This is a genomic window from Flavobacterium sp. (genome assembly GCF_024305175.1).
Classification (GTDB): domain Bacteria; phylum Bacteroidota; class Bacteroidia; order Flavobacteriales; family Flavobacteriaceae; genus Flavobacterium.
Map to the genome: position 1 here is coordinate 15,794 of NZ_JAMWYY010000007.1, position 16,762 is coordinate 32,555.

General features: G+C 41.2%; 14 protein-coding genes. 10 read left to right on the forward strand and 4 right to left on the reverse strand.

Annotation, left to right across the window (positions count from 1 at the left end; genetic code table 11):
• Positions 1-174 precede the first annotated feature (174 nt).
• Positions 175-1,371, forward strand: a complete 1,197-nt coding sequence (locus Q0K96_RS02940; protein WP_297332515.1) for a serine hydrolase domain-containing protein — start codon at positions 175-177, stop codon at positions 1,369-1,371.
• A gap of 19 nt (positions 1,372-1,390) precedes the next feature.
• Here Q0K96_RS02940 and Q0K96_RS02945 read toward each other — a convergent pair whose 3' ends face one another.
• Genes Q0K96_RS02945 through Q0K96_RS02955 form a run of 3 tightly spaced genes read right to left on the reverse strand, consistent with a single transcriptional unit; the run spans position 1,391 to position 4,525 of the window.
• Positions 1,391-2,221: a S1-like domain-containing RNA-binding protein gene (locus Q0K96_RS02945; RefSeq protein WP_297332516.1), complete on the reverse strand. Its 831-nt coding sequence runs from the start codon at positions 2,219-2,221 to the stop codon at positions 1,391-1,393.
• Between the two features lie 23 nt (positions 2,222-2,244).
• Positions 2,245-3,903 carry a 2-succinyl-5-enolpyruvyl-6-hydroxy-3-cyclohexene-1-carboxylic-acid synthase gene (menD, locus tag Q0K96_RS02950; RefSeq protein WP_297332517.1) on the reverse strand — a complete coding sequence of 553 codons (1,659 nt, stop codon included), beginning with the start codon at positions 3,901-3,903 and terminating at the stop codon, positions 2,245-2,247.
• 25 nt (positions 3,904-3,928) lie between these two features.
• Entirely contained in the window at positions 3,929-4,525 is a 597-nt protein-coding gene (locus tag Q0K96_RS02955) for a glutathione peroxidase (protein WP_297332518.1), read from the reverse strand.
• 78 nt (positions 4,526-4,603) lie between these two features.
• Between Q0K96_RS02955 and Q0K96_RS02960 the strand changes: the two genes are divergently transcribed.
• Entirely contained in the window at positions 4,604-4,918 is a 315-nt protein-coding gene (locus tag Q0K96_RS02960; protein WP_297332519.1) for a potassium channel family protein, read from the forward strand.
• Positions 4,919-4,949: 31 nt separating this feature from the next.
• Here the strand turns inward: Q0K96_RS02960 and ccsA are convergent, their stop codons facing one another.
• The gene (gene ccsA, locus Q0K96_RS02965) at positions 4,950-8,054 is read right to left on the reverse strand and encodes a cytochrome c biogenesis protein CcsA (RefSeq protein ID WP_297332520.1); all 3,105 of its coding nucleotides are present in this window, start codon (positions 8,052-8,054) and stop codon (positions 4,950-4,952) included.
• 241 nt (positions 8,055-8,295) lie between these two features.
• On the opposite strand from ccsA, the gene Q0K96_RS02970 reads away from it, so the two are divergent.
• The 8 genes from Q0K96_RS02970 to Q0K96_RS03005 are packed head-to-tail and all read left to right on the forward strand — an operon-like array spanning position 8,296 to position 16,748.
• Positions 8,296-8,898 (forward strand): hypothetical protein, encoded by a 603-nt coding sequence (locus Q0K96_RS02970; RefSeq protein ID WP_297332521.1) that lies wholly within the window; start codon positions 8,296-8,298, stop codon positions 8,896-8,898.
• A gap of 1 nt (position 8,899) precedes the next feature.
• Positions 8,900-10,834: a M1 family metallopeptidase gene (locus Q0K96_RS02975; RefSeq protein ID WP_297332522.1), complete on the forward strand. Its 1,935-nt coding sequence runs from the start codon at positions 8,900-8,902 to the stop codon at positions 10,832-10,834.
• A gap of 60 nt (positions 10,835-10,894) precedes the next feature.
• On the forward strand, positions 10,895-11,659 hold the full coding sequence (locus tag Q0K96_RS02980) for a Rossmann-like and DUF2520 domain-containing protein (RefSeq protein ID WP_297332523.1): 765 nt from the start codon (positions 10,895-10,897) through the stop codon (positions 11,657-11,659).
• Complete coding sequence (locus Q0K96_RS02985; RefSeq protein ID WP_297332524.1) at positions 11,643-12,170, forward strand: HAD-IIIA family hydrolase; 528 nt, start codon at positions 11,643-11,645, stop codon at positions 12,168-12,170. The genes Q0K96_RS02980 and Q0K96_RS02985 overlap by 17 nt, the downstream gene beginning before the upstream one ends.
• Before the next feature lie 33 nt (positions 12,171-12,203).
• Positions 12,204-13,094: a UbiA family prenyltransferase gene (locus tag Q0K96_RS02990; RefSeq protein ID WP_297332525.1), complete on the forward strand. Its 891-nt coding sequence runs from the start codon at positions 12,204-12,206 to the stop codon at positions 13,092-13,094.
• A 1-nt stretch (position 13,095) separates the two neighbouring features.
• Entirely contained in the window at positions 13,096-13,686 is a 591-nt protein-coding gene (locus Q0K96_RS02995) for a Maf-like protein (protein ID WP_297332526.1), read from the forward strand.
• A 2-nt stretch (positions 13,687-13,688) separates the two neighbouring features.
• The gene (locus Q0K96_RS03000; RefSeq protein ID WP_297332527.1) at positions 13,689-14,228 is read left to right on the forward strand and encodes a mechanosensitive ion channel domain-containing protein; all 540 of its coding nucleotides are present in this window, start codon (positions 13,689-13,691) and stop codon (positions 14,226-14,228) included.
• Positions 14,229-14,249: 21 nt separating this feature from the next.
• Positions 14,250-16,748, forward strand: coding sequence for a PIG-L family deacetylase (locus Q0K96_RS03005; protein WP_297332528.1), 2,499 nt, complete (start codon positions 14,250-14,252; stop codon positions 16,746-16,748).
• Positions 16,749-16,762 lie beyond the last annotated feature (14 nt).

The window sequence follows — 16,762 nt, forward strand, 5'->3', positions numbered from 1 at the left end:
ATTTGCCCAATCAAAATAAATGCAGTGTGGCGGTTATGGTAATAAAACGCTTTTAGTCAAAAACTTAAGCGGTTTAAGTTACAAAATGCAGAAGTATTTAAATGTTAACGCTTATTTTTTTATACAAAAAATATTTTCGGATGTTTATATTTGCTTTTTATGCATATTTGAAAGATGAAGTTTTTTAAATTCCCTATATATATACTCTTGATGTTGCTCACCTTTTCCTGCAAACCGGATAAGGAGCTGCTTGCAGAACACAAACCCGAAATAAAAACAAAAGATACCGCGCTGGTTATACACCCGCTCGATATTAAACTGAACAGGCTCTCGCCCGGATACAAAAGCCTGAAAGCCCTGCACATTGATGATTTTTACAAAAAGAACTGGACTAAGAACGACCTTAGCGGTGGTTTTTTAGTGGCAAAGAACGGACAGGTTATTTATGAAAAATACGGAGGCCTTGCCAACAGGGCAAATAAAGAAAAGATAACAGCACACACACCGCTGCATATTGCTTCTGTAAGCAAGGTATTAACAGCTGCGGTAGTGCTTAAGCTAATTGATTTCGGAAAGCTGGAGCTGGACCAGAAGGTTAATACTGTACTACCCGAATTTCCGTATGAGGATATAACTATTAAAATGCTGCTTAACCACCGTAGCGGGCTGCCCAATTACGCCTATTTTTGTGATGACAGGGCTATCTGGGACCGCAGTATGCTAACCAATCAGGATATACTCGATTTGCTTGCTCAGCACAAACTAGGGCTGTATTTTAAACCGGATAAAAAATTTGGCTACTGCAATACCAACTATGCCATGCTGGCGCTTGTAATAGAAAAACTGACACACATGAGCTATGCCAGTGCCATGCAGAAAATATTGTTCGAGCCACTTGGCATGGAAGATACGTATGTGTTTGATTATAAACTACATAAAGATTCTGCAAGCCTTTCTTATAAAGGGAACAATGTATTGTATGGATTTGATTTTCTTGATAATGTATATGGCGATAAAAACATCTATTCTACCCCGCGCGACCTGCTTAAGTTTGACCTTGCCACCTACTCTGATACTTTTTTGAACCCTGATTTGGTTAAACAGGTATTTAAAGGCTACAGCTATGAAAGCAAAGGAATTAAAAACTATGGCCTGGGCATACGGCTGAATGAATGGAAAACAGGAGAAAAGATGTTTTACCACAACGGATGGTGGCACGGCAATACATCATCTTATGTAACACTGAAAAAAGATACTGTAGCACTTATTGCGCTTAGCAACAAATTTTCATACAAGCCTTACCGCATTTATAAACTGGCTACGGAGTTTGGTAATTATCCCATTAAAGGCGATAAAGAGGAATCAGAATAAGTAATTGATTAAAGATTAGTTAATCTATCAAATAAATACCATCTTCTTTAATATCGATAAGCCTTTGTTTATATAAGCTACCGATTGCTTTTTTGAAAGCTTTTTTGCTCATTTGCAGTACAGTCTTTATATCTTCGGGGTGGCTGTCGTCATTAAGCCTTAAAAAGCCGCGGCTGGCATTAAGTTCGGCAAGTATTCTCTCGGCATTAGGTTCAATCCCTTCTACACCAGATTTTTGCAGGCTTACATCTATCTTATTATCAGGCCTTATGGTTTTAATAAAGCCTTTCATTTTTTCGCCGGGCCTCAGGTCATGATATACTTCATCTTTATAAACCAGCCCTTTGTGCCTGCCGTTTATAATTACATTAATACCCATATCAGTTATATGCGAAATCGTAAGATTTACCTCTTCGCCTTCGGCTACTGTCAGTTCTTCGTTATCAAGAAAACGCCCTATCTTGCTGCTGCCGGCAAGCCTGCCGCTCTGCTCATCATAATACATATGTACCATATAGCGCTTGCCCTGCTCCATTGGTTTTGCCTGTTCCCTGAAAGGGACAAACAAATCTTTTTCGAGCCCCATGTCTAAAAAAGCACCAAATTTATTGGTGTGGTTAACCCTTAAAAAAGCAAAGTCGTTGAGTATGATATACGGCTCCAGGGTGGTTGCCACAGGCCTTTCTTCCTGGTCGAGATATACAAAAACAGTAAGTATATCGCCTATTTTGTAGTTTTTTGGCACATATTTTTTAGGCAGCAGTATATCGGTATTGCCATCTGTTAAAAATAAGCCGACCGAAGTTTCCCTTGCAATAGTAAGGGCATTATATTTTCCTGTTTCTATCATTTTGCAAAGGTAACAAAGAAACGCTACACCAACTCCTTAAAATAAGCTTTCAGTATTTTATCATTATCTTTTGTTGGGGTAAATACTTCCAATAACTGCGGTTGCGCTGAATCCTTAAAGAAATTTTGCATAGCCGATGCAAGTTCTTCCTCGCCTTTTGCAGAAGCATAACCAAAGCCGTACATTCTGGCAAGGTGTTCTCCTGTAAGGGTGTGCTCGGTTTCAAAATAGGTATTGAAGACAGCATTTTCTGAATGGCCAGGCAATATCCTGAAGATACCCCCGCCCCCATTATTTATGAGTATTATCCTGAAATTCTTAGGTATATAGTTATTCCACAAAGCATTGCTGTCATAAAAAAAGCTGATATCTCCTGTTATCAGCGTGGTAGGGATTCCGCTTGCCACAGCCGCGCCAACGGCTGTAGAGGTACTGCCATCTATACCACTGGTGCCACGGTTACAAAATACCGCAACCGAAGGCTTAATGCTGAATAATTGTGCATAACGTATGGCGGCACTGTTGCTTATCTGGAGATGCGAATTTTCGGGCAGTTGTGGAATGATTATTTGGAAAGCCTTGAAATCTGAAAAAGGTATTTTTGCAAGGTATTCATTATGTTTTTGCTGCCTTAAAGCTCTAATATGCTGAAAAGAATTGCTATACTCACTCTGAACAGGGTGTGTGTTTTGAAGCAGTTCCGATAAAAATACCTCAGGCTCAGCTTCTATGTGCTGAGTTAAAGCGCCATAGGTGTCATAAGCCCTAAGCGGATCGGCATGCCAATGCTCTGCAGGCGCATAATTTCGCAGCCATGCCTTAATTCTCTTAGATACTACCATCCCGCCGAAAGTAAGCAGTATTTCAGGCTTCAGCTCATCAAAATCGCTTTGGGTGAACGGGGTAATTATAGTATCAATATTATCAATAAAACTTTCGTGGTGAAGGTTGCTTGTAGTTTCGGTCATAACAACTACAGAAGGGTCTGCCGCCAGCTTTTCAATTACAGAAGCAGGCAAAGTGTCAGGGTCATCTACACCAACTAAAACCAGCTTTTTTTGTGCCGCGTTCCATTTTACAGCAAATGGGGTTATATCCGCAGTTAAAGCATCTTCAACAACCGGAATTTCCTGCACAACCGGATTAACAGTCACATCTTCTACCGTTTCATACAGCGGCTCCTCAAAAGGTGCATTAATGTGTACCGGGCCTTTTTGGGTTATCGCTCTAATCAGCGCTGCATTTATCTTTTTATCATTTTCTTCGCCAGCTTCCTCTGTAAGGTTTGCACTATACAGTATATGGTTGGCATACACGTTTTCCTGCCGTATGGTTTGCCCGTCGCCAATATCTATTTTATCATGCGGCCTGTCGGCAGAAATTACTACAAGCGGTATCTGGCTGTAAAAAGCCTCGGCAACAGCCGGATAATAATTCAGCAGTGCCGAACCGGATGTACATACTAACGCGACAGGCTTTTTTAGCTGTTGCGCCATACCCAGTGCAAAAAAACCTGCACAACGCTCGTCGGCAATGCTGTAACATTTAAAATGTGAATTATTTGCAAAACCAATAGTAAGCGGTGCATTGCGTGAGCCGGGCGATATTACAATATGCTTAACCCCCTGTGCAAGGCATAATTGTATAATGCTTTGCGCCAGGGGTATTTTAGGGTAAATCATTTCAGGTACATAATGGTAAAGACAATTAAGCCTTTACCCAGTTTACAATTTCAGGATCGGTTGGCAGGGTGCGTGGGCTAACCACTTTTTCAAGCTCGCCGTTTTTGTTTATAAGGTACTTCTGGAAGTTCCAATCCACTTCGCTGTCCTGAAGCCCGTTCTGGCTTTTCTGGGTTAGGAATTTATATATCGGCGCCATATCATTACCCTTTACCGATATCTTATCCATCATAGGGAAGGTTACACCATAGTTCTGCTCGCAAAAAGCAGCAATTTCCTCATTGGTTCCCGGCTCCTGACCTGCAAAGTTATTGGCAGGAAAACCTACGATAACAAGCCCTTTGTCATTATACTCTTTATAAAGTGCTTCAAGGTCTTTATATTGTGGAGTAAGTCCGCATTTAGAAGCTGTGTTAACTATAATAACCTTTTTGCCTTTAAGCGATGCAAAATCAAATTCTTTGCCGTACAGGTCTTTTACCTTAAACTGGTATATAGTTGCTTTTGCCATTGGTTGTGATGTTTCAGATGATGCTAATGTTTGTTGCACAGTGTCTTTAGCTGTGTCCTTGCAGCCTACTAAAAGTATTATGCTGCAAGCGAGTAATAGTATGTTTTTCATCTTTTTATTTTTGGATAAATTTACATATAATTTCAATAAAACCGATATATTTAACCATTGTTAACCTACAGCCCGGCCATGTATTTTTTCAGGACTATTTTTACATTTCTAAAAAATCCCGAATACAGGGATCTGCTTTATACTACTGCGGTTATACTGGCTATAGGCACTGTTGCCTACCATTTTATAGAAGGCTGGGGTATTATAGATTCGCTTTACTTCTCGGTAGTTACACTTACCACAATAGGTTTTGGCGACCTTTCCCCGAAAACAGATGCAGGCAAGCTCTTTACCATTGCTTATATAATTATGGGTATAGGCGTGATACTCCATTTTATAAACACACTGCAAAACCATTATAAAGAATCGCAACAGGACAAGCGCAAAAAATAAAGGCTGCCAAATCTGACAGCCTTAGCTTTATTTATTTCCTGAGATATTTCCTGTACTTGAAGAAAGAGAATATCCCCAGTATAATTACGCCCAACGCCATCCAGAAAAAGTACATTGGCGTGCGTACCTCACCACTTGCATAACTGTGCAACCCTGTAAGATAGAAGTTTACACCAAAGTAGGTCATTAATATCGAGGCAAACGCCAGTACACTAAAGAAATTAAATATCCACGAGCCGCGCAGTGCAGGTACAAAACGCATGTGTATAACAAATGCATATACCATAATACTTACCAGCGCCCAGGTTTCTTTAGGGTCCCAGCCCCAGTAGCGGCCCCAGCTTTCGTTAGCCCACTGCCCACCGAGGAAGTTACCAATGGTAAGCATAACAAGCCCAACGGTAAGCGCCATTTCATTGATATAGGTAATCTCTTTTATGTTTAAATCTACTTTAGCCTTGTTCTTGTCGTTAACAGAAAGCATGAGCAACATTGATACAAGACCGAGTATCATACCGAGTGTAAATGGCCCGTAGCTTGCCACTATTACCGCCACGTGTATCATTAGCCAGTAAGAGTTAAGTACCGGCACAAGGTTACCAATTTCAGGGTCTGTCCAGTTCCAGTGGGCAACCATAAGCACGATAGAGGTTACAAAGGCAGCCGCAGCAACCGTTAGCTTAGACCTGTTGCCGAAGGCCAAACCGAAGAACATGGTAGCCCAGCCTACGTAAATAACCGACTCATAAGCGTTACTCCACGGGGCGTGGCCTGATATGTACCAACGTACAATTAAGCCTGCGGTATGTAAGGCGAAAAGTAACCCTACAATTATGTGGAACGACTTTATGCCTATTTTCACCCATTTACTGTTATTAAAAATATTTACAATAACAAAGAATAACATCAGCAGCCCGGCGTACATATACCAAGAGAAGAGCTTTTTAAAGATATCATATTTGTTATACAATATCTCTGCCTCTACTTTGTCGTCTTCGGGCATTACCTCAGCGCCATATTTATGCTGGTATTTTTTGAGCCCTTCCAAAAGGCTTTCCGATAATTTGTAATCATTTGTTGCAGTGGCATTGGCAAGTGAGGTTAAATAATACGGCAGCACATTTTTAACCGTATCAAGTGCGGTGCCTGTAGGCTCACTGATTTCAAGGTAAGAAACCCATTTATTATTTTTATCTCCGGGTACAGGGAAAACTTTTAATATCTGGCCGCTAAGCGCTGAATATAAAAGGTTGATGCGCTTATCAATTTCCATAAAATCTTTCTGGAACTTGTTAGGAACAGGTTCTCTATACGCTTCATCCAGTAAAGAAGAAAGTTTATAATTACCCTTAGCATCAAAAAAGTCGGCAAGAGCGGCATATTTGGCATCTTTTTTTATACCTGCAACACTTCGCAGGCTGTCATTACCGCGACTAAGGTAGATAACAGGCATGTTGTACCAAGCCTGATCAAGCATAGCCATAGAGAGCAGCACCTGGTCGGCGTTCATGCCCTTGTAAGTATCGCTTTTACTGACCTTTCTTAACAACTCTGATGAAAAGGTGTTTACCGGCTTCATCCTTCCGCCTGCATCCTGAATTATAACACGCCCAAATTTGGCTGCATGCTCTTCGCTTACCTTATATTTCTGGATAAGTGAGTCAAGCTGTTGCTGTGAGAACTCCTCATGTATATGATCCTGTGCAGAAACACCCAGAGTGAAAAACACTAATAATGCAGACATGTAGGCTGCTTTCTTTTCTTTTACTTTTTCAAGTTTACGCTTCAGGTCACCAAAACGCGTGTTCTTGTCAAACAATATTGCCATAAGCCCGATGTAAAGTAAAAAATAACCTATATAAGATATCCATGTACCCCAAAAATCGTGATTAACCGAAAGGATAGTTCCTTTTTCGTCCTGGTCGTATGATGCTTGGAAAAAACGGTAACCCCTGTAGTCGAGCACATGGTTCATATAGATGCGCGCATCAAAATTATTATTTTGTTCAGTATCCAGTACGGTTACTTTACTTTCAAACGATTCATAGCTCGATTCGGTTCCCGGATATTTAGTGGCGATAAAGTCGTTCAGCTTTACGGCAAACGGAAGCTCGTGCACCTTACTACCAAAAAGCAGCGTAAACTCAAGGTCGCCTATTTTAAATGCCTGTGGTATGCCCATTTTTTTGCTGCCACCTAAAAGTGTCACTTCTTTTTCCTGCCCCTGTGTGCGTACTACTACGGTTAGCGCTGCGTTTTCTTTCGATTTAAAATCGTTATCCGATTCATAAGTTATAGCACCTTTAACGGCAGGCTCAGGGAATACAAACTGTGAACCACCTAAATTATAAAGCGAACGCAGCATTAAAGGCTGCACAGAGTCTTTTGCAACCGTACCCTGAAACTGGTCGGCCATGCGCATAAAGCTGCCTTCAAAAGGGGTGCTTATAGTATAGTTCTCGCCATCGGTAGTAATATTGATAGCTCCCGGAGTAGGTTTATTAACAGCATAAAGCAGGTTGTGTATGTTCTGCACCTCGCCTTCCTTCAGGTAGTGCTCATGCCTTCCGCCGTCTCCGGCTTCCACCATTTTAATATAAAATACACCATTGGGATCTTCCTTTATAACTTCCTTGGCGCCCGTCATGTACTCTTTATACTCTATTTCGAAAGGAATGTTGTTAAACTGGTCTGAAACAGAAAAATCATTGCTGGCAAGTAAAGGTATCTCTTTAGAGGTCATTATAAGCGGCTCTTCATAAGTACGGCGGCGCATTTCGCCCTCATACTCCCCATCTACAAAAACGGTAAGGTAAGCCTTGTCGCTGTAAAACTGGCTTTCGGCAGCACCTTCCCTAATGGGCATCATACCCTCAAAGCTTATATAGCGTGTTACGGCTGCCCCGAATATGATAAGTATAAAAGAAAGGTGCAGCAGCAGCGTAGCCCATTTCTCGCGTTTATGAAGCTGGTAGCGTTTTATATTGCCAAAAAAATTGAGCATAAAAAGCAGCATTATCAGCTCGAACCATTTGGCATTATATATAAATTTACGGGCGGTATCGGTATTATAGGCATCTTCTATAAATGTGCCGATGCCCATTGCAGCAGCAAAAATTATAAAAAGGAAAGCCATTAACCGTGTGGAGGAAAAAAATGAAATTATCTTAGGCATGAGTAAAAAATCGATGATTATAAATTCCTGCAAAATTACTCAAAACTTCACTTTTTAAGGCTATTTTAAGAATTAAAAATTGATAAAAATGCACTGCCAGCACGTAATGTTTAACAAAGCCTAAAAAAGTGATGCATTTAAGCACAGTATTTTTTGTTCTGTTTAATTGTAGTGTATATTTGGGTTACAATTTGCTATGTAAATGAGGTTTTCACTTAAACTGTTTGTCTTGTTTTTATATGTGCCCTTTGCGCAGGCGCAAACGGTAGCCGAGACTAAAGACGGGCGGCAGGTTATATTAAATAATAACGGCACCTGGATTTATGCCGACAGCCTGTGCAATTATTTTACCCACAGTAAAACCTATGCCGACGGCAAAAGCGTTACCTATGCCAATAATTCAATAAAGATTAATGGTGAACAGGATAAATCCGGGCTTGAGGTTACGTTGCTTAAAACATCACAATCGGTTGTAATTAACATTGCTATTGTATCTCCTGAAATATGGTGTACTGATGAGAACACCAAGGCCATAATCGTTTTTACCGATGGTAAGAAAATTGAACTCATAAACATGGGCGGAAAAAACTGCAAAGGGCTTTTTTCTTGTTTTTTAAGCCCTGTTATGGGTAACAAAAAAGAACTTGAAAGACTAATTGAGAAAAGCATTAAAACCATTGCTATATCATATGCGATTAACAACAGTGAAACCACTGAAACCAATACTGTAGAAACCCTTTTAACCAAAGGCGAGGCTTTCCGTATTAAAACCATTATGGAGTGCCTCTCTCAACAAAAACCATAATATGAAACTGAAAACTATTAAATTATTATTTGCTTTTGCCCTTATAGGGCACACGGCTTTTGCGCAGGAAGCAGAGCCCAACAACCAGTCTAAATTTGATGATGTAATGTACCGCCGCGGCAATGTATACCGTTCGGCATCGGGTGTTCCCGGCCCGCAGTACTGGCAAAACAGCGCCGACTATGTTATTGAAGCCGAACTGGATGACAAAAACAGCATACTGAAGGGCAGGCTAACCATGACCTACCATAACAACAGCCCTGAAGACCTTAATTTTATATGGATGTATGTAGAGCAGAACCGCTTTAAAAGCGATTCGCGGGGTACACTTACAACCGCTATGCAATACAGCCGCTATGCAGGCGATACCGATGGCGGTATGGCTATTACAGGATTAAGCGCTAAAACCACAGGAAGCCCATCTACTAAATATCTTATTTCAGATACGCGCATGCAGGTATTTTTTAATGAGCCGCTAAAGGCAAAAGGCGGTAAGGCAACCATATCTATGAATTTTGAATTTAAGATACCCGAAGAAGGTATGGACAGGATGGGCCAGCTTGAAACTAAAGACGGTATTATCTACTCTATGGCACAATGGTATCCGCGTGTTGCCGTTTTTGATGATGTTACAGGCTGGAATACTGAACCTTATCTTGGCGCAGGTGAATTTTATCTTGAATATGGAAATTTTGACTATAAGATAACCGTGCCTTACGATCATATAGTGGTTGGTTCAGGCGAGTTGGTAAATGCAAAAGAAGTATTATCTAAAGAACTACTAAACCGTTGGGAAAAGGCAGCGGGCAGCGACAAAGCTACTTACTTAATTTCCCCTGAAGAAGTAGGCAACACCAAACTGACAAGGCCGCTGCAAAATGGCAAGGTAACCTGGCATTTTAAAATGAACAACAGCCGTGATATTGCCTTTGCAACCTCTAAGGCTTTTATTTGGGATGCAGCAAAAATTAACCTGCCAAGCGGTAAAAAAGCAGTTGCCCAGTCGGTTTACCCGGCATCTGTGGCGAGCAAGTCGGCATGGGGGCGCTCTACAGAATATACGAAAGCCTCTATAGAACATTACTCACAAAAATGGTTTGAGTATCCTTACCCCAGTGCGGTAAACGTAGCCTCTAACGTAGGGGGTATGGAATACCCGGGCGTGTCTTTTTGCAGCGTGAGGAGTTTTGGCGCCGACCTTTGGGATGTTACCGATCATGAATTCGGGCACAACTGGTTCCCGATGATAGTAGGCTCTAACGAACGTCGTTATGCCTGGATGGATGAAGGATTTAACACGTTTATCAATTATTACAGCACGGTAAACTTTAATAATGGCGAATATACATCTGACGTGGCTAAAAGTCTTAACCGTGTGCAGTGGTTTAAATGGAAAAACCGCGAAGGTATTGATACGTACCCTGATGTTGCAAAAAGCATGAACCTTGCCTTTACAGCTTATTATAAGCCGGCAACAGGCATGATACTGCTAAGGGAATATATACTGGGGCACGAACGTTTTGACAATGCTTTTAAAGCCTACATTAAAGCGTGGGCATACAAGCACCCTCAGCCCACAGATTTCTTTAACTGTATGGAAAACGTGGCAGGAGAAAACCTTAACTGGTTCTGGAGAGGCTGGTTTAAAGGTACCGGCAACATTAACCTGGGCATTACCAACGTTGCCGACAACGCAGGCTATACCACGATTACTTTTGCAGATAAGGGAGATGTACCGATGCCGGTGCGCTTTAAAGTTGTTTTTGAAGACAATACATCAGAAACAATTATGCTGCCGGTAGAGATATGGCACAGGCAGAATGAGTGGGATTATATTATAAGCTCGCCTAAAAAAGTAAAATCTATAGATATAGACCCTGAAAGATTTTTGCCGGATATTGACATGAAAGACAATTCCTGGATAAGGGAAAACTAAAATAACAATTGAAACCCGGCACTGTTTTTTAAGCCGGGTTTATTTTTTAATTTAGCAACCATGATAAAAGTAGCGGTTATAGGCTCGGGCAATGTGGCGCAACACCTCATAAAAGTGTTAGATGCCGCGCCCGGCGTTACGCTGATGCAGGCATTTGCAAGGCAAAAAGAAAGCCTTTTACATTTACTACCTGAAAGTAAAATAACCGACAGTTATACTGATTTACAGGAAGCTGATGTATATATTATATCGGTTTCAGACGATGCCATTGCAAAGGTGGACTCTCTCCTGCCGTTTACAGGCAGGCTTGTAGTGCATACATCGGGCAGTGTGGCTATGCAGGAGCTTAACCCTGCCAACAGGCGCGGCGTGTTTTACCCGCTACAGACATTTTCTAAAAACAAGGAAGTTAATTTTAAAGAAGTGCCACTTTGCCTTGAAAGCGAAAATCCAAATGATTTTGAGCTGCTGCAAAAGCTGGCAGCATCTGTTTCAGATAATGTATATGCCATAAATTCAGGGCAGCGGCAATCGCTTCATGTGGCAGCAGTGTTTGTCAGTAATTTTGTAAACCATATGTACACCATTGGCAGTACTATATGCAATGAGCATAATGTGCCTTTTGATATACTGAAGCCCCTAATTAAAGAAACCGCCGAAAAGGTGCAGCAACTGCCGCCTGTACAGGCACAAACAGGCCCTGCAAAAAGAGGCGACAGCACCACTATGCAAAAGCATATAAAATTTTTACAGGACAATAACCTTATAAATATTTATAAACTGTTATCTCAATCGATACAACATTATAATGAGCAAAAGCTATAAAGAACTGATGAATAACATTACCACATTTATTTTTGATGTGGATGGCGTTCTTACCGATGGCAGCATACACGTTACCCCAACCGGGGAAATGCTGCGCAATATGAACATACGCGATGGTTATGCCATGAAGGCAGCCGTAGAAAACGGATATACCGTATGCATAATATCAGGCGGAAAAAACGAGGGGGTGCGCATAAGGTTACGCAACCTGGGTATTACCGATATATACCTGGGTGTTCCTAACAAGGTAGAAACCTTTAACGAATTTACCGACATTTATAATATTAAACCCGAACAGGTGTTATATATGGGTGACGATATACCCGATTACTGGGTAATGCAAATGGTTGGATTACCTACCTGCCCGCAGGATGCCGCCCCCGAAATAAAAGAAATAAGTAAATATGTGTCGCATAGAACCGGGGGTACCGGCTGTGTGCGCGATGTAATAGAACAGGTAATGAAAGTGCAGGGCAAATGGATGGAACATTTTAATGCCCGATACGACTAAACAAGCTAATTTAACAACCTTACTTACGCTCTGATGAAATTTTTAAAACAAATCGGTATCAATTACCTGCTTCTTATCGCTTTTGCACAGCTAACGTTACGCTATGGCCTGCTTGAAGAAAATGCTCCTATACTGGCGCTTAACGACTGGCAGTTTGCGCTTCTGGTTTTGGCAACAGTACTGGTTGCCGCAGGTGGCTTTTTTGCAAACAACGCACTTAGCGAGGAACCACGAATGAATGAAGGGAAGTTATATAATATTTATGGCGGATTAACACTTGCAGGGTTTGGTATTGCTTATTATCTCGGTAACGTAGTTGATAAGCCTTTGTTGATAGCTGTATTTATTATAGGGGCAGCCTTGATGTACTTATACGCATCGAGCCTTAAACAGGTTATTGTAGTAAGCAATATTATGGTAGCGGTAACCGCAGTGATACCGGTGTTTATTGTTGCCCTGTATAATATGTACCCCATACTGGTACCTGAAACAAAAGATACATTTGCAACCATGCTTAGCCTTATGTTAGATTATGGCTTATTTTTGTTTATACTCGTTTTTATTATAACGCTGCTGTATAACTTAAGAGATACCAATAAAGATTACAACGCAGGCAACAGCACGCTGCCCATAGCATTAGGTAAAGAAAGGGCTACACGCATTGCATTCTTTGTGGTGTTAGTACCACTGGCCATGCTGTTTATTTATACTGATAAGTACCTGCTTAACCTAACCATAACACTTATTTATGTGCTGCTGTTAATAGCAGGGCCTCTTATTTATTGCATGATAAAACTGTGGGGGGCTAAATCAGGTAAAGAGTATCATCATCTGATACAAGTAATGAAGATTATAATTTTCTTTACCATAATTTCTATAATAGTAATTACCTATAATATAGGTATGGTAGTAAAGGATGTATAATATGCTACAGGAAAAATTATCGCCATATAAAGTAGTGCTTGCCTCGGGTTCACCCCGCAGGCAGCAATTTTTGCGTGAACTGAATATTGAATTTGAAATACGACTTAAAGAGGTTGAAGAGGTTTATCCTGATCATCTTAAAGGCGAAGAAATAACAGATTATCTTGCCGGGTTAAAAGCGGCAGCGCTTCAGGAAACGCTCTCTGAAAACGAGATACTGATTACAAGCGATACCATTGTATGGCATAATGATAAAGCGTTAGGAAAGCCTAAAGATTATGATGATGCTTTTGCCATGCTGCAATCGCTTTCGGGCAACACGCATAAGGTTATAACATCTGTAAGCATAAAAACGCTTACCAAATCGGTTACTTTTAATGAAACTACCAAGGTTACTTTTAACAGTCTTATTGACGAGGAAATAAAATACTATTTAGATAACTATAAGCCATTTGACAAGGCAGGCGCCTATGGCATACAGGAATGGATAGGGCTTATTGCCATTGCAGGCATTCAAGGCTCTTATACCAATGTGGTGGGCATGCCTGTAGATAAGGTTTACCAACACCTGCTTACCTTTACGGAAAGATAATTATGCAAAGTGATTTATTTTACTATACCTATTTTGACAGGTTTATAATTACCCTGGTAACGCTTGCTGTATTTTTACTGCTGCGTTTCATCATCAATAAGATAACAAAAAAATATGCCGAGAAAGCACATTTAAGTGAGCACCGTGCGCACCTGGTAAGCAAATACATTGATATTTTTATGTTTATCCTGCTTACGGTTATTATGTTTGCCATTTGGGGCGTAAATACAAAAGACCTGTTTGTGGTTATGTCATCTGTATTTGCAGTTATTGGTGTTGCGCTTTTTGCGCAGTGGTCTATACTGAGCAATATTACTTCGGGGATAATACTGTTTTTTTCATTCCCGTTCCGCATAGGCGATTTTATCAAGATACATGACAAAGATTTCCCTATAGAAGCCCAGATTGAAGATATAAAAGCATTCCATACGCTACTGCGCACAAAAGAGGGCGAACTTATTACCTACCCTAACAACCTTTTGCTGCAAAAAGGTATTACGGTTGTGGCGGAAGAAAACGAACAAAAAGAATTTTACGATTAAAGCCCGAAAAGCTGAATTATCATGCGTATAAAATATTCATTACTATTAGTACTTACAGCACTATACGGTTTTGCACAGCCCAACCTGCCTGACAAGCCAACATCGGCAGAGATATATACCAAATTAGAAAAACTGAACTTTTTAGGTTCGGCACTCTACATAGCGGCACACCCTGATGATGAGAACACAAGACTAATTTCCTTTCTTGCCAACAATGTAAAAGCGCGCACAGGCTACCTTTCGCTAACGCGTGGCGATGGCGGCCAAAACCTAATCGGTTTTGAGCTTCGCGAGCTGCTTGGCGTAATCCGCACACAAGAGCTTATCGAGGCACGCAAGATTGATGGCGGCGAGCAGTTTTTCAGCAGGGCAAATGATTTCGGCTACTCAAAAGTACCGGATGAAACATTGCAGATATGGAATAAAGGGCAGGTATTACAGGATATGGTTTGGGTTATCCGTAAGTTCAGGCCCGATGTTATTATTAACAGGTTCGACCACCGCTCGCCGGGTTCAACGCATGGGCATCATACCTCATCGGCCATGCTTACACAAGAGGCTTTTACGCTGGCAAACAACCCAAATTATGAACCGGGGCAGCTTCAATACACTACAACCTGGCAACCCAAAAGGGTACTCTTCAATACCTCATGGTGGTTTTTCGGCGGCAGGGAAAACTTTGAAAAAGCTGATAAGTCAAAATACATAAACCTCTCTACAGGAATATATTACCCGCTTTTAGGTAAATCAAATCAGGAAATAGCAGCGTTGAGCCGAAGCAAGCACAAATCTCAGGGGTTTGGCACAACCGGTGCCCGCGGTGAGGATATGGAATACCTTGAACTTATTAAAGGCACTGAGCCTAAAAACAAGCAAAACCTTTTTGAAGGTATCGACACTTCATGGAACCGTGTTAACGGCGGAAAACCCATAGGCGAAGCAGTGGCGGCTATTATTAAGAACTATGACTTTAAAAATCCTGCCGCATCTGTACCTGATTTGGTTAAGGTTTACAGCATGGTTAACGAACTGGACGATGAATACTGGAAGAACGTTAAGCTGAAAGAACTTAAAGATATTATAGGAGCCTGCTCAGGCTTATATCTTGAGGCATATGCCGAGGCACAGTCGGCTACTCCCGGCGACAGCATAAAACTACACTGGGAAGCCATTAACAGGAGCAGCAATACTATTATACTTAAAAATATTAAGCTGCAACCCGATAACACCGACTTGTTAGCAAATGAAATTAAGCTTGCTAACAACATGAACCAGGAAGCCACTACAGATGTACAAATTCCAGAAAATGCAGCTTACACATCACCTTACTGGCTTGCCGAAAAAGGCACAGCGGGTATGTATCAGGTTAATGACCTGCAAAAGATAGGGCAGCCGGACATACTAAGGCAGCTTACAGCTACTTTTACAGTAGAAATTAATGGTATATCCATACCTTTTGAAAAGCAGGTAGTACATAAGTTTAACGATCCGGTTAAAGGTGAGGTTTACCAGCCTTTTGATGTGGTTCCGGCTGTAACAACGCAAATACTGAACAAAGTACAGTTATTTAAAGACAACCGCAGGCAAACTGCCATGGTTAAAATAAAGGCAGGCAAAGATAACTGCAAAGGAATACTGAATTTTATACTACCCGAAGGCTGGCAGGTTTCGCCCGCTTTTATACCGTTTGAGCTGCAAACCAAAGGCAGTGAAACCATTGTATCGTTTGAGGTTACTCCCCCATCCTACCCGGTTGAAGCCACAGCAAAAAGCATTGCCTTAATTGACAATAAAGAATATAACTGTGAGCAGATTATCATTGATTATCCGCATATAGCCACACAACAGGTGTTGTTACCATCGGTAGCAAGATTTACCAAAGCCGACCTTAAAATAAAAGGTGAAAGAATTGCCTACATTATGGGAGCAGGCGACAACGTGCCCGAAAGCCTAAAACAGATGGGTTATGAAGTAGCATTGCTTACGCCTGAGGCAATTTCTGAAGAAAGCCTGAAAGGTTTTGATGCGGTAGTTTTAGGCATAAGAGCCTATAATGTGCTGGAAAGCCTTGCACTAAAGCAGGATGCACTATTTAATTTTGTGAAGAATGGCGGAAATATGGTTGTGCAGTATAACACAACCGGGCATCTTGCCATAAGGGATTTTGCACCCTATCACCTGCGTATATCGCGTGACAGGGTTACAGAAGAAGATGCAGAAGTTACCTTTCTTGACGCAACCCATCCGGTTTTAAATTATCCTAATAAAATAACAGCTAACGATTTTAAAGGCTGGGTACAGGAGCAGGGGCTTTACTACCCTGATGAATGGGCTAAAGAATTTACACCTGTACTATCGGCACATGATATGGGCGAAACACCCAAAAAAGGCGCGTTGCTTGTAGCTAAGTACGGCAAAGGTTATTATATTTATACCGGGCTGAGTTTTTTCCGCGAACTACCCGAAGGTGTATCCGGAGCTTACAGGCTTATGGCCAACATAATTGCGTTGGGCAAATAATGTAACAAATATGG

Bases quoted from the DNA above. Each gene is read 5' to 3' on its own strand.
- Q0K96_RS02975 (WP_297332522.1), top strand. From the start codon at position 8,900: ATGAAACTGAAAACTATTAAATTATTATTTGCTTTTGCCCTTATAGGG.
- Q0K96_RS02995 (WP_297332526.1), top strand. From the start codon at position 13,096: ATGCTACAGGAAAAATTATCGCCATATAAAGTAGTGCTTGCCTCGGGT.
- menD (WP_297332517.1), bottom strand. From the start codon at position 3,903: ATGATTTACCCTAAAATACCCCTGGCGCAAAGCATTATACAATTATGC.
- Q0K96_RS02955 (WP_297332518.1), bottom strand. From the start codon at position 4,525: ATGAAAAACATACTATTACTCGCTTGCAGCATAATACTTTTAGTAGGC.
- ccsA (WP_297332520.1), bottom strand. From the start codon at position 8,054: ATGGCTTTCCTTTTTATAATTTTTGCTGCTGCAATGGGCATCGGCACA.
- Q0K96_RS03005 (WP_297332528.1), top strand. From the start codon at position 14,250: ATGCGTATAAAATATTCATTACTATTAGTACTTACAGCACTATACGGT.
- Q0K96_RS02945 (WP_297332516.1), bottom strand. From the start codon at position 2,221: ATGATAGAAACAGGAAAATATAATGCCCTTACTATTGCAAGGGAAACT.
- Q0K96_RS02940 (WP_297332515.1), top strand. From the start codon at position 175: ATGAAGTTTTTTAAATTCCCTATATATATACTCTTGATGTTGCTCACC.
- Q0K96_RS02990 (WP_297332525.1), top strand. From the start codon at position 12,204: ATGAAATTTTTAAAACAAATCGGTATCAATTACCTGCTTCTTATCGCT.
- Q0K96_RS02980 (WP_297332523.1), top strand. From the start codon at position 10,895: ATGATAAAAGTAGCGGTTATAGGCTCGGGCAATGTGGCGCAACACCTC.
- Q0K96_RS02960 (WP_297332519.1), top strand. From the start codon at position 4,604: ATGTATTTTTTCAGGACTATTTTTACATTTCTAAAAAATCCCGAATAC.
- Q0K96_RS02985 (WP_297332524.1), top strand. From the start codon at position 11,643: ATGAGCAAAAGCTATAAAGAACTGATGAATAACATTACCACATTTATT.
- Q0K96_RS02970 (WP_297332521.1), top strand. From the start codon at position 8,296: ATGAGGTTTTCACTTAAACTGTTTGTCTTGTTTTTATATGTGCCCTTT.
- Q0K96_RS03000 (WP_297332527.1), top strand. From the start codon at position 13,689: ATGCAAAGTGATTTATTTTACTATACCTATTTTGACAGGTTTATAATT.